Annotated in this window: 13 protein-coding genes; 7 read left to right on the top strand and 6 right to left on the bottom strand. The window is 46.7% G+C overall.

Annotated elements, in window-relative coordinates; all coding sequences use genetic code 11:
* Positions 1-61: 61 nt before the first annotated feature.
* Positions 62-802, bottom strand: a complete 741-nt coding sequence (locus tag ACLFWI_RS16105; RefSeq protein ID WP_446406597.1) for a phycocyanobilin:ferredoxin oxidoreductase — start codon at positions 800-802, stop codon at positions 62-64.
* Between the two features lie 176 nt (positions 803-978).
* On the opposite strand from ACLFWI_RS16105, the gene tatA reads away from it, so the two are divergent.
* The gene (gene tatA / locus ACLFWI_RS16100) at positions 979-1,143 is read left to right on the top strand and encodes a twin-arginine translocase TatA/TatE family subunit (RefSeq protein WP_006100800.1); all 165 of its coding nucleotides are present in this window, start codon (positions 979-981) and stop codon (positions 1,141-1,143) included.
* A gap of 318 nt (positions 1,144-1,461) precedes the next feature.
* Here tatA and ACLFWI_RS16095 read toward each other — a convergent pair whose 3' ends face one another.
* Positions 1,462-2,310 carry an SPFH domain-containing protein gene (locus ACLFWI_RS16095; protein ID WP_446413758.1) on the bottom strand — a complete coding sequence of 283 codons (849 nt, stop codon included), beginning with the start codon at positions 2,308-2,310 and terminating at the stop codon, positions 1,462-1,464.
* Between the two features lie 312 nt (positions 2,311-2,622).
* Here ACLFWI_RS16095 and ACLFWI_RS16090 point away from each other — a divergent pair, with 312 nt between their 5' ends.
* The 4 genes from ACLFWI_RS16090 to ACLFWI_RS16075 all read left to right on the top strand — a co-directional run bounded on the left by ACLFWI_RS16090 (position 2,623) and on the right by ACLFWI_RS16075 (position 8,275).
* The gene (locus tag ACLFWI_RS16090) at positions 2,623-3,510 is read left to right on the top strand and encodes a mechanosensitive ion channel family protein (protein WP_446413757.1); all 888 of its coding nucleotides are present in this window, start codon (positions 2,623-2,625) and stop codon (positions 3,508-3,510) included.
* Between the two features lie 20 nt (positions 3,511-3,530).
* Positions 3,531-4,115, top strand: coding sequence for a pseudouridine synthase (locus tag ACLFWI_RS16085; RefSeq protein WP_446413756.1), 585 nt, complete (start codon positions 3,531-3,533; stop codon positions 4,113-4,115).
* Between the two features lie 143 nt (positions 4,116-4,258).
* Positions 4,259-6,409, top strand: coding sequence for a serine/threonine phosphatase (locus ACLFWI_RS16080; protein WP_446413755.1), 2,151 nt, complete (start codon positions 4,259-4,261; stop codon positions 6,407-6,409).
* Between the two features lie 639 nt (positions 6,410-7,048).
* Positions 7,049-8,275, top strand: coding sequence for a protein kinase domain-containing protein (locus ACLFWI_RS16075; RefSeq protein WP_446413754.1), 1,227 nt, complete (start codon positions 7,049-7,051; stop codon positions 8,273-8,275).
* A 47-nt stretch (positions 8,276-8,322) separates the two neighbouring features.
* Here the strand turns inward: ACLFWI_RS16075 and ACLFWI_RS16070 are convergent, their stop codons facing one another.
* A complete protein-coding gene (locus ACLFWI_RS16070; RefSeq protein ID WP_446343381.1) occupies positions 8,323-8,541 on the bottom strand; it encodes a DUF4327 family protein in 219 nt (72 codons plus the stop codon).
* A 212-nt stretch (positions 8,542-8,753) separates the two neighbouring features.
* Positions 8,754-10,478 (bottom strand): citramalate synthase, encoded by a 1,725-nt coding sequence (cimA, locus tag ACLFWI_RS16065; protein ID WP_446413753.1) that lies wholly within the window; start codon positions 10,476-10,478, stop codon positions 8,754-8,756.
* A gap of 80 nt (positions 10,479-10,558) precedes the next feature.
* Between cimA and ACLFWI_RS16060 the strand changes: the two genes are divergently transcribed.
* Positions 10,559-10,900, top strand: a complete 342-nt coding sequence (locus tag ACLFWI_RS16060; RefSeq protein WP_446413752.1) for a 2Fe-2S iron-sulfur cluster-binding protein — start codon at positions 10,559-10,561, stop codon at positions 10,898-10,900.
* Positions 10,901-11,176: 276 nt separating this feature from the next.
* Here ACLFWI_RS16060 and ACLFWI_RS16055 read toward each other — a convergent pair whose 3' ends face one another.
* Positions 11,177-11,524: a DUF5615 family PIN-like protein gene (locus ACLFWI_RS16055; RefSeq protein WP_446387232.1), complete on the bottom strand. Its 348-nt coding sequence runs from the start codon at positions 11,522-11,524 to the stop codon at positions 11,177-11,179.
* Complete coding sequence (locus ACLFWI_RS16050) at positions 11,521-11,802, bottom strand: DUF433 domain-containing protein (RefSeq protein WP_044206983.1); 282 nt, start codon at positions 11,800-11,802, stop codon at positions 11,521-11,523. Before ACLFWI_RS16050 ends, ACLFWI_RS16055 begins: the two co-directional genes overlap by 4 nt.
* A gap of 430 nt (positions 11,803-12,232) precedes the next feature.
* On the opposite strand from ACLFWI_RS16050, the gene ACLFWI_RS16045 reads away from it, so the two are divergent.
* Positions 12,233-12,829, top strand: coding sequence for a hypothetical protein (locus ACLFWI_RS16045; protein ID WP_446410738.1), 597 nt, complete (start codon positions 12,233-12,235; stop codon positions 12,827-12,829).
* Positions 12,830-13,026 lie beyond the last annotated feature (197 nt).

Here is a 13,026-nt window from a genome sequence, read left to right as displayed (position 1 = left end):
AACAATCAACAATCAACAATCAACAATCAACAATCAACAATCAACAATCAACAATGACCAATCACACCGATGGCAAGTCAAACAATACCGTTGTCATATAATACTCTGCCCAATCCGCACCAAAGGCTTTTTCTAACACACGACGGGTTTTATCATTTTCCTGCTGCTTGGTGCAATAATAATGCTGACCAGCTACAATTTCTGCTTGGTTTTCAGCCGAAACGGGTGTCGCATTAGCCGCCTGAGTACAATGAATTTGGAGAAAATTCTCTACTCGCGATAAAAATTGCTGTTCCTCTTCAGAGGTGTTGGGTCGAATAAAAATGCAAAATTCAGAGAAAATATCGCCCCACTCTGGTAACTCACGGACGTCTTGGAAATGGGGGGTGGGTAAGACTTGTAACGGTTGACGATAGGCGTCGGGTAAGATCCGTTTAGCATTCACCGGAGAAAGGTCTGCGATCGCGGCACTGATTTTCCCCCGTCCACCAACTAGATCACAGCCGAACATGGGTAGATTATACTCCGGACGGGGAAACATGACACAGTGGAGAATATCGAGCATTGTTCCCACTTTTGCCAGTTCCAAGTGCAGTTTGCGAAACTGTGGCGTCTGATAACAACGGTTTTCAATCGTAAGTTTCTCCCCCTCTAGACGCCCTTCTACATAACCCAACTCAGCGGGTAGCTGATAGGGCGACAAATCCAGGTAACGCCGCCAGTTAGCTTCAATACAGTCGGCTAATTGGCGAATCAGGGGGTGTTGTTGCTCTCGCAGGGAAGGCTTGGTGGTTACTGACATTCCTTGAACCTAAACAATTAACCTCAACCAGTCAGGATAAGGCAGTAGGTCTAGGATATCAGCTTCTGATTCGGTTGGGATAACCACAATCTGAATCTGCCTGCTTTTTATCGTTACCGAACATGGCGCGTCTTAGCTTAAATATAAGTAAGCAGAGTAGATAGGAGTAGACGAGTATGTTTGGTTTAGGATGGCCCGAAGTGGCAATTATCGGGATTGTTGCTCTAGTAATTTTCGGTCCCAAGAAGATTCCAGATATGGGTCGCGCATTAGGAAAAACGCTGAAAGGTTTTAAAGAAGAGATGAATACTCCAACATCTGAAGAGGATGACGCTGACTAGAGTTTAGCTGTCCATCCTCCATTTTATGACGTATGAATAAGGGCGGGTTTTGTGCTTCATTTATGGGTGAGCTAGGGCGGGTTTTGTTGTTCAGTTATTTCTGGATAGCTGATTGTAGTTCCTAAACCCGCCCCTACAATTGTGGCTCGCGCCTGCCGCCATTGGTGCCAACTTAAGGTGAAAAGTAGGAGGTGTAGGGGCGGGTTTGACGGATAACTTAACTAAACCCGTCCTTCAGAGGAAAGCAGGGGAAGTAAAGATACTTTCGTTACCAAGTTCGATAAGGAAATGCCTCGGTTGAATTATTGAGCCGAAGACTTAATTCGAGCCATTTCCACCATCCCTCTTGATTGGTAATTCCGGAGTCTCCATTAAATCAGTCATCGCTTCAGTCAAGGCTTTGGGATCCATGAATACGATTTTGGAATTGTTACTTTCTCCCAATTTCTCGTTCGCTTCTACATAACGAGTGGCAATCAAATACTTGAGTACATCTTGACTGTTCGGCTTTTCGAGCAGCGCTTTTGAGATCATCTCTAGGGATTTCACCGTTCCCTCTGCTTGGGCGATCGCGGCTTCTCTCTCCCCCTCTGCCTCATAAATCGCCGCTTTTTTCATGCTTTCTGCTGCCCGTTCCTTCTCCAAGGAGTCTAGCACTGTCTGGGGTGGTTTAATTCCTTGGACTTCCACGCGGGTGACCTCTACCCCCCAGCTATCGGCAGCCTCTTTGAGATGAATTGACAAATTCTTATTGATCTCGGAGCGGGATGAATAGGTTTGATCTAAATCCATTGTGCCAATTTCCGACCGTAACGTTGTGATAACTAAATTTCCAATTGCCTCTTTTACATCTTCAACATCGTAGTAGGCTTTATAGAGGTTGTTGATTTTCCAGTACACCACCGCATCGACTTCCACAGAAATATTGTCTTTCGTGATTGCCTGCTGGGGTTCGGTGTCTAAAACTTGCTCACGAGTGGTTTCTTCTACAGCAATGCGCTCAGTCACCAGCCAAACCTGTCGGAGACCGGGTTTTAGGGTTTTCTTATATTTCCCGAATCGTTCAACGATCGCCTGATTGCCCTGATTGATGATTTTGATTGAACCGAGATAGTAGCCGCCGCCGATTAAAAACAGTGCGAAAAAATATGAAAGAAGAGATCCCATAGGTTTTTAAACTCTGACTAAAAGGATAAGGCGCGGATTAGGGTTGCCCCGTTTTGTCAAACAAGGATTTTCATCCAGCCGCTTGGTCTGGCAGCAAGTGTTACCTACTATTTACTCTCAAGCAAGACACCAGATAAAGAGGGACAATTCCCACCACCAGTGAAATATGCTTAGCTCATGCCAGAACGAGACGCTAGATTTAACCCGATTATCTCAGCATTTTAGCCGAATTTTAGCAAAATTTTGCCATCGGCATAAACCAGATTCCCTGTAGCTGCTAAGTTAACAGGAGAAATATGTCCTGATCGACCTGTGAACCGTCTTATTCAACAAATCCAATCCAGTTTGCTCAATCTCCTTGGCTCTGCTATTGAGGTTTTACCGGGGCTTATCGGCGGAGTGATCATTCTCCTGTTGACTCGCTACGCTGCCGAAGCTGCCCAGCAAGTCACCGCTAAAATAGGAGAGCGTACAATCCGCAACTCATCGCTGCAACTGCTGCTGGCGAAAGTAAGTTATGTGACTACGTGGGTTCTTGGCATTTTAGCCGCTAGTGTTATTGCCTTCCCTGGCTTGCGCCTGGGTGACATTATCGCGGCCCTGGGGTTGGGTTCAGTCGCTATTGGTTTTGCCTTTCAAGATATCTTCAAAAACTTCTTAGCTGGAGTGCTACTACTGGTACAAGAACCGTTTCGCCTCAATGATCAGGTGATTATTGGTGACTATGAAGGAACAGTGGAGAGGATTGACATCCGTACCACCCAAATTCGTACTTATCAAGGCGAACGGATTCTCATGCCGAATGCAACGGTATTTACCAGTGCGGTGCAAGTCAGAACCGCCTACGGACGACGGCGAACGGATTTAGGTGTTGGAGTTGACTATAATACTCCCTTGTCTGAAGCGGCTGAACTGCTCGAGCAAACCATTACTCAGGTGGAGGGTGTCTTGTCCCAGCCTTCACCAGAAATCGATTTAGTCAGCTTTGGCGACAGTTCCATCGATTTCATCGTCCGCTACTGGACTTTACCCCAGCAGCAACGAGTCCGTCAGGTGCAAACTCGATCGATTATGGCGATTAAAAAAGCCTTTGATCACGCCGACATTAATATTCCCTATCCTATTCGCACGCTTTACTTCTATGACCAGCAACGGTTCAATGATTATTTACCCCCGTCCCCAGATGAAGGTTCTAACTGACAACGGTTAAGATTGAAAATGTGTATCGATACCTCTTGTTCTACAAACCCTACGATGTCTTAAGTCAGTTTACGGATAGGGAGGACAGTCCCCGTCGCAGGCTCAAAGACTATATTCCGGTGTCGGAGGTTTACCCCGTCGGACGCCTTGACCGAGACAGCGAGGGATTGCTCTTGTTGACCAATCATGGACGCTTGCAGCACCGTCTCTCTAACCCGCGCTTTCGACATCCCCGTACCTATTGGGTGCAAGTGGAACGTATTCCCGATGAAGCTGCCTTGAATCAATTGCGCCAGGGTGTAGTGATTAAAGATTATCAGACCAGAAAAGCTCAAGTGCAGCGATTACCACAAGAACCCGATCTACCACCTCGCGATCCCCCGATTCGCTTTCGCCAAACTGTACCGACTTGCTGGTTAGAAATTACCTTGACCGAAGGGCGTAACCGTCAAGTACGGCGCATGACAGCAGCCGTGGGATTTCCCACCTTACGATTAATCAGGGTCCGGGTCGCTCATCTGCGTCTTTCTGGGTTGCAACCGGGTCAGTGGCGTGATCTAACGCCCCCGGAACTTGTCTGTCTCCAGAAACTGGTGAAGTTTTGAGAAAACCCTTGTAGAGACGCGCCATGGCGCGTCTCTACACTCCCTGAAAAGCTGCAACCTTTGATTCTGGCGTGGCAAACTAGATGGCAGCTAACTTATAATCCCAGCCTGAGAAACCCGATAGGAATTGAGGAAGTTCCGTTATGTTAATTTGTCCCCAGTGTCATTTTGAAAACCCGAATACTCACAAGTTTTGTCAGCGATGTGGAACTTCCTTGATCCATAAACTGTGTCCTGAATGCGATACCCAAGTTCCCGTTAATGCTGAAACCTGCCATAATTGCGGTGCGTTTACGGGAACGGTTTGGTGGGCAATGATTGCCAAAGAGCCAGAGTATGGCGTAACCTCAACCCCTGATCCAGAAGGTTCCTCAACTAATTCTGAGTCAATCGCTAGCCCAGGGGATCTAGAGTCATCAACCCAGGGGACACAAACGCAGGAAAGTGAATTAACCTCTGCTGAAATTCCCGATGATGCCAAAACCGATTCTGAGGCTTTTTCTCAGGAAACGGATCAACCAGAAATGGCAAAGAATCCGACATTGATGGCACAATCAACGGTTGAACCCGATCCAGAGACTCAAGCCTCATCGACAGCGACGCCTGAGGCAAGTTCGGCTTACAATGCTGACTCGATCGCCTATCTGGATGCTCAACAACGTTACCGACTCATCGAACCCCTAAATCCTGACATCTTAGCGAATGCCCCCGCCGGATCGGAAACGTTTGTCAAAGTGTTGGACTGTCAGCCCTTTCAGAAATCACTTCTGGAAGCCCTACTGGAGCAACAATCAGAGCAATCCCCGTCCCAATCCTCGCCAATCCTGGGAATTCCGGCGATCGCACAACCCTATTTAGCGTTGAAACAAAACTATTATCCGACTGTGCCAGAGGTTCATGATGCGTGGCAGCAGGATAATCAATCAGTGATGTTGCTCGAAGATCGCTCAAGCTGGCAGCTTCTCAGTGACTTGTGGGGCAGTGAAGCGTTATCGACCTTACAGCTATTGTATTGGCTCGATGAAATGGCAAGACTTTGGCAGGCACTTGAACCTTGGAATTGTTGCCAAAGTCTATTAGAAATTACCAATTTACGAGTCGATGAAGACCAGGTGTTGGGGCTAGAGCGCCTCTATCATGATCCTGAAGATGAACCACCTCTGTTAGAGGATTTAGGGCAAATGTGGCGGCTGTTATTTAACCAGTCACAACGGACTCAACTGACCTCATTGGGGACGGTATTTCGGCAGATGTGTACCCAGGAAATTACCACGATTGACCAATTGCGATCTGAGTTAGAAGCGATCGCTCACGCTGAAGAAGAGGCACAAGAAGAACAGGCAACGGCAGTTACCTTAGATATGGCTGAACCCCTGTCTGAAGAGGCGATGAGTTTTCTGGAAATGCCCACAGCAGACGTGGGTAGCTACGACGATGGTGGTCCTACGGTTGTTCTACCCATGCAATTACTCAGCCTTGACGATGTTGGCTGCACGGATATTGGTCGTCAACGGGATCACAATGAAGACTGCTTTGGTATTCAGGCACAGGTGAAAAAGCACGAAACCCCCATAGGTCGAACCTTAGACGCTCGCGGTCTTTATATTCTCTGTGATGGAATGGGTGGACATGCTGCCGGAGAAGTGGCGAGTTCTATGGCGGTGGAGAAGCTGGAGGCGTATTTTCAAGACCATTGGCAAGATGAGTTGCCCACAGAAGAAAGTATTCGCGAAGCGGTGCGCCTAACCAACCAGGACATTTATGATGTCAACCAACAAAATGCCCGATCAGGCAGTGGTCGTATGGGGACAACCTTGGCAATGATGTTGGTTCAGAATACCAACATCGCCATCGCCCATGTTGGCGATAGTCGTCTCTATCGGTTAACCCGCAAAGGTGGTTTAGAGCAACTCACCGTAGACCATGAAGTTGGTCAACGGGAAATGAAACGCGGCGTAGAAGAAGCGATCGCCTATTCTCGCCCGGATGCTTATCAACTCACTCAAGCTTTAGGACCACGCAGCGACCAGTTTGTTACTCCTGACATCGATTTTTTGGAACTGAATGAGGATACCTTATTCGTTCTGTGTTCCGATGGGTTGTCCGATAATGAACTTATCGAGAATAACTGGCAGACCCACCTGGCTCCTTTGCTCAGTTCTCGCGCTAACCTTGAACAGGGTATCCTACAGTTAGTTGACCTAGCCAATGAGCAGAATGGTCACGACAACATCACAGTGATACTCATCCGAGTAAAAGTGCGACCTAATTTTCAGCAACGGAGTTGGTCATGAACCCCACGCATAAATGCGGGGGCTTGTAAGACTTTATTCTTGCCACGCTCGAATATTGTTTGCCAGCCTACATGACCAGCCTAAGACAGTGTTCATAAGTCGTGTGAACAAAATCTCCACCGCAGAATAGATAGCACCTAAAGAGGATTGAAAAACTAAGCGACACAACAGGGTAAACCCTACAGAGTCTAAAAGAGAGCTTATGCAAGCAGTATTAGGAGGCTACCAACAGCCCTAGTCGAAGCTGTAAGTAAACCTCAATGTTCGGCTATGTGGGAATATGTATTAGTTTTATATATAGCTGTCGCCATAAAGGTTAGGACAGATTAAAGGGCTGAAACGATTACGTACCAGTAAGAAACCTTTTGCCTTGTGCCCTGGAACCTTCTATCTTCTGCTATGGCAGGTGCATCGGTGGGTTCATCAAGGACTCAGAAGAATCCTAATCGCTAAAAAGGACGGGAGCGACTAACTTTAATTAAGGACTAGATTATTTTTTATGCCAGGAGTACCAGTAATCCGTCTAAATAATAAACCACGGATACCAAACCGGGCTTCAAGAGCCAGAGTTTGGCTCAAGGGACTCCCGCCAATACATTGAAACAAGCCCTGTGAGTTAAGGACAAAAAACTGAGGACTATGGTCACGCTGACCCTTCTACATCCGCAGGCATCCACTCCATTACAACAGTGGAAATTCCACAACCAGTCTACAATTCGTATTGGTCGATCGCCAGATAATGACGTGATTCTAAACAATCCGTTAGTATCTCGGCATCACCTAGAATTGAGAGTCACCGTCGTCCAATCTGGACAGAAGTGGCAGTTGGTTAATCAGGGAACCAACGGCACGTTTCTGAATGGAGTGCTGGTATCACGAGAGACACTCCCGAATCAGGGCTTGATTCGGCTGGCTCGAGAAGGACCGATGCTCAAATTTGAACTGAACCCGGTTTCTGTGCCAAATTCTGGCTTAGTCTCGCCAACGCCTAAATCTAAACCGTCTTGCACTCACCTGGGCAATCCTCCCGGTAATTTATTTTGTATTCACTGTGGTCAACCTTTAGTCCCTGTACAACGAGTTATCCGCCACTATCAAGTCCTGCGAACCCTGGGACAGGGAGGAATGGGGACAACCTATCTCGCCTGGGATAATACAGGCAAAATCGAGGGACGCCCGACGTTACTCGTCCTCAAAGAAATGAATGCGGATGTGGCACAAATTGCTAAAGCCCAAGAACTGTTTGAGCGAGAGGCGCGTGCCTTACAAGCCCTGCATCATCCCGGAATTCCTCAGTATTATGACTTTTTTGTCGAAGGGGGTAAAAAGTATTTGGCAATGGCGCTCATCCACGGACAAGATTTGGAGCAACGGATTTTGATGGCTGGACCCGTCACCCCAGATCAAGCCATTAAGTGGATGATTCAAACCTGTGATGTTCTAGATTACATCCATTCCAGCGATCCGCCCTTAATCCATCGGGATATTAAACCGGCGAATCTGATTGTGCGTCATCGAGACAATAGCATTGTTGTCCTTGACTTTGGTGCAGTGAAGGAGATCGGGACAATGCCAGGAACTCGAATTGGTGCTGAAGGATATAGCGCCCCCGAACAAGACCGAGGGACTCCAGTCACTCAATCCGATCTCTATGCCATTGGTCCGACCCTGATTTTTCTGTTAACTGGGATGACTCCCCTTAAATTTTATCGCCGCCGTAGTTTAGGCTATGGATTTGACTTGTCCAAAGCCCCCACGATTACTCCCGCGTTACGGGAAGTAATCGACCGGGTATGCCAACTCAAAGTGTGCGATCGCTACCAAACGGCTAAAGAACTGGCAGACGCCTTAGACGCTTGTCGCTAGAGCTTCTGCTGGCGCGATCGCTTCGCTATTAACGGTTGTCAGAACATCTATTCTTCATCCCATGCTTCCACGGCGAGTAAGTCACCAATTGGATCTTGCATGGTGAAGCCAAATTCGATGAGTTCTTTTTTCCAGAACGACCAGTCGTCGCCATATAGCAGGGCGATTTTCCATATACTGTCGCTGGGTTTGATTATCTTGGATTCCACGAGTGAACGCACCTGACGCTGCATTTTCACCATGGGGTGAGTAACTTGCTGAGTCATACTCTCAATTTTCTCGAAATAACTTTTGCAAATGCTGGGATCAAAAAAACGCTTCCTGTTTATTTATTTTTGCCGGTTCGTAGAGTTGGCTCTCGGCAAGGAAGCATTACCATACCCTTATAACCCATCCGAGGACATTGACGCAACCCTTTTGAGAAAAATGTACGGAAATCACTACCATTGCCCCTGGAATGGCAATTGTGTCCACCGACCTAGACATTCTGTTCAACCGCTGTCTTCACAGCAGACTGTAACAACAGACCATATTCAATCCCCTCAACCACCGCTTGATAAGACGCTTCTAGGATATTGGCAGAAACACCCACTGTCGTCCAGCGCTGCTTGCCATTACTCGATTCCACCAGCACACGAGTTTTTGCTGATGTGCCAGCCGCACCATCCAGAATCCGCACTTTGTAGTCGGTCAGGTAAAAGGTTCCTATCTCTGGATAAAATCGCACCAGGGCTTTGCGTAACGCGGCATCCAGTGCTGACACGGGTCCATTGCCTTCAGCCACTTCTAAAATATCCTCACCATTAACCGTAACCTTAATTGTCGCCATCGCATTACTGTAAGGCGTGCCGATACCTTGAAGCATGTCACTGTGAACCTGAAACCCTTTCAGTTCAAAATGCTGCTGCTTCTGCCCCAGGGCGTCTCGCATCAGTAAATCAAAACTGGCTTCGGCGGCTTCAAATTGATAGCCCTCATTTTCCAACTCTTTCAGGCGTCCCAAGATTTGGCGACAGGCGGCGTCTTGTTTGTGGAGTTCATGTCCAAAACTCTTGGCTTTTGCCAGAACATTACTGAGTCCGGATTGGTCAGAAATCACAATCCTTCGCTGATTACCCACCTGTTGGGGTGGAATATGTTCGTAGGTGAGTGGATTGCGTTCAACGGCGGAAACGTGAATCCCGCCTTTATGGGCAAATGCCGACCGACCTACAAATGCCGCATGGTCATCGGGGGCAAGATTAACCACTTCACTAATGGAACGACTGACTTGAGTCAGTGTGGCTAATTGTTCCTCTTGCATACAGTGATACCCTAGCTTGAGCTGTAAGTTAGGAATCAAGGAACACAGATTCGCATTACCACAGCGTTCACCATAGCCATTCATCGTTCCCTGAACCATACAGACGCCTTCCACCACACTCATCAACGCATTCGCCACGGCGGTATCGGAGTCGTTGTGTGTATGAATCCCCAATCGAGGCGAATGTAGAGACCGTCCATGTTCGGTCTGTAGGGGCGGGTTGAGGCACTCTGTTTCTGTTGTTGACGACAACGTTTGTTCAAAACCCGCTTGGTTTTCAGGGTTGAGTTCTAAACTTTCAATGACATCTCGGACGATTTGACCAATTTCATGGGGTAGAGTTCCGCCATTGGTGTCACAAAAGACTAACCATTCAGCCCCCGCATCCATGGCAGCTTTCAGGGTTTTGATGGCGTAATCGGGGTTATTTTTATACCCATCAAACCAATGTTCGGCATCATAAATCACTCGCCGCCCTTGACTGCGAAGGTATTCTATAGTATCGCGAATCATTGCCAGGTTTTCGTCAAGGGTAGTACCTAACCCTTCAGTGACATGGAGATCCCAAGACTTACCAAAGATAGTCACCCAATGTGTCCCTGCTGCCAAAATAGCTTGTAACATCGGATCTTCAGCCGCCGTTTTATGAGGGCGTCGCGTTGAGCAAAAGGCGACAATTTCTGCTTGGGTTAAGGGTTCTTCTTTGAGTCGCCAGAAAAATTGCACGTCTTTGGGATTCGCACCGGGCCAACCGCCTTCAATAAAAGGAATCCCTAATTGGTCGAGTTGGCGGGCGATGCGGAGTTTGTCTTCGATGGACAAGGAGAGTCCTTCACGCTGGGAACCGTCCCGCAGTGTTGTGTCATAAATCCAGATGGGATTGGGTGCTTGTGCAGTCATAAGTCAGGATAGTTGTGTAAATTGTCAAGAAATGTAAACTAGAAAGAGAAAGCCGTAGTAATAAGATAGGTAAATCCTCAATGCCTAAAGTAACAGCTCAAGGGAAAACATTTACATGCGACCCAGGCAGTAATTTACGCAAAGTTTTATTGGAGCATGGTGTACCGCTTTACAACGGCAATGCCAAAATTATCAACTGTATGGGGATTGGTAGTTGTGGCACTTGTGCGGTTGAGGTAGACGGGGAGGTTTCAGAAGCGAACTGGAAAGATAAGGCAAGACGTTCTCTTCCGCCCCATTCTCCCACAGCTAATCGTCGTTTAGCTTGTCAGACTAAGGTTTTGGGTGACGTGCGGGTGACGAAATATGATGGTTTTTGGGGACAAGGGGATGATGTTGTTTGGACATCGGAAGGAAGATGAGGGAGCTGGGGAAGCTGGGGAAGAAAAAATTAACTTAGAACTTATCCGAGCAGTATTGGGAGAGATGGGATGTACTACATGGAGTTAAAAAACGCTGTAGGGGCGCAAGGCTTGCGCCCTCACCCCTTTACTTGTGAATTTTGGAAAGAAAGACAAATTTAAACTGATGTCATCAAATATGTAAACCTTATCAAAATCAGAACAATAAGTTTAGCCTAGCCCTTCTACGTTTTGCATCTTGCCCTTAATTCAGATCATTTTTTTAAGTCTATATGGTTAGATGTAAAGAATTTGGTTTTCCATTTCATCTGCTGTGGTGGAATCCAGGATTATGAGCAACCTCTGCACAATTTCCGAGTATGGTTTCCTGACAGCAATGATAATTCCAGAATGCCACTTCCCTGTATTAAAATATATCCGTGCAAGATCTTCAAAATCAGTACGATTATGCGTTAAAATAGTATACCGTTGACTTGTCGCGTATTCTAACTGTTCAGCATCTGTTGCACCGAGTTGTCCTGCTTGTTGCGCTGTTGTTGCCTGGAAACCACGAGATTGCAAAAGACTTGCGACCAGTACGTCAACATCTTCGTCCAAATAAACATGAATAAAAATATCAGTCATACGTTACGAACTCGTGGATCAATAAGTTCGTCTGGAATACGGTTGCGTTCTATGTATTCATTGATTTCTGCCTGATGATCCAGATAATAGCTGAGTGCATCAAATACCTGTGATAGACCAAGATGGGTTAACCGCTGAGGAATTTCCTCCGGCGAAACTCCGATACGCCACATTTCTACTATTGCCCTGACTGGTGTGCGGGTGCCTTTGATAATGGGTTCGCTATTGAGTATTTCGTCATTTCTGACAATGTGACAGTGTTCCGTTAACCTTACCATTAATGATTACTCCGTGAAGGGGAAATCTCAGATCAATTTTAGCTTGACATCGTGTCATTTTTTTGTTTTTGGGTCTCGGCGTGAGGCGAGACGAAATCATCCTCTAGATTACTCAAGTTGTTCGAGGAGGGTGGGAGGTGCAGGAAATAGGGTAGTACCTAACCCTTCACTGACATGGAGTTCCCCAAATTTACCAAAGTATAGTCACCTAATGTGTCCTTACTGCCAAAATAGCTGGTAGCATCAGATCATCAGCCGCCGCTTTATGAGGGCGTCGCGTTGAGCAAAAGGCAACAATTAGGCACGTTTCAATCTAAGTACCTGGACATAAATTCTGTCCGCTGTACTAAAAAATATTAACAAGCCTCAACTCTTTACTGTTCCCTGTTCCCTAATCTCAACCGTTAACTTTAATTTTGTGCGACTACTTATGTCATCAAACATTGAAACTCTATCAAAATCAGAACAAGACGTTCAGTCTAACCCTTCGACGTTTCGCCTCTCTCCCTTAATTCGGATCACGCTGTTGAGTCTATACGTGGCGCTAACTGTACCTTTACCCTTTTTAGCTCAAGTATCTTCAGCTCCCGTACCGCCAGCATTGTTGTGGGGAGGAATTGGTTTGGGGTTATTAGCGCTGTATGGGGCGTTGAGTGAACGAGTTATTGTAGATGACGAGAAAATTCAGGTGACTTATCCTAAATGGGTTCCTGGCTTTTTCCGTAAGGGTTGGGAGTTACCTTGGGCGGATGTTAAAGATTTAAAAATGCGGACGACGGGACAAGGGGGATTGGTTTACTATTTTGTCAGTCAGTCATCGGAGCAGGCGTATTTACTACCTATGCGTGTGGTGGGTTTTGCTCGGTTAGTTAAGTTGGTGGAAACGTATACAGGTATCGATACCACTGATATCCGTCCCTTGGCACAACCTTGGATGTATCTAATTTTGTTAGGATTGACGCTATTGCTATTACTCGTAGATGGTTGGACAATTTGGACGGTTTTTAGTCAAGGTTTGATGGCTTGAAAAATGCTTATAATTTTAAAGATTTAACCACGGATGATGTCGGTAAGCTGTAATGCATTTAAATTAGGTATGAGTAGCGAGCCAGATGCAAAGCCTGCGGCATGGCTTCGCTAAACGCACTACAATACAATGATTGCGCCATTACAGCAGTTTGCTCTGCTATGCGGTACATTGTCGATCCCCCTAAATCCCCCATG

It is taken from the genome of Coleofasciculus sp., assembly GCF_046539235.1.
GTDB lineage: Bacteria > Cyanobacteriota > Cyanobacteriia > Cyanobacteriales > Coleofasciculaceae > Coleofasciculus.
Note: the sequence above shows the minus strand (reverse complement) of the source record. Positions and strands in the feature narration are given on the sequence as shown.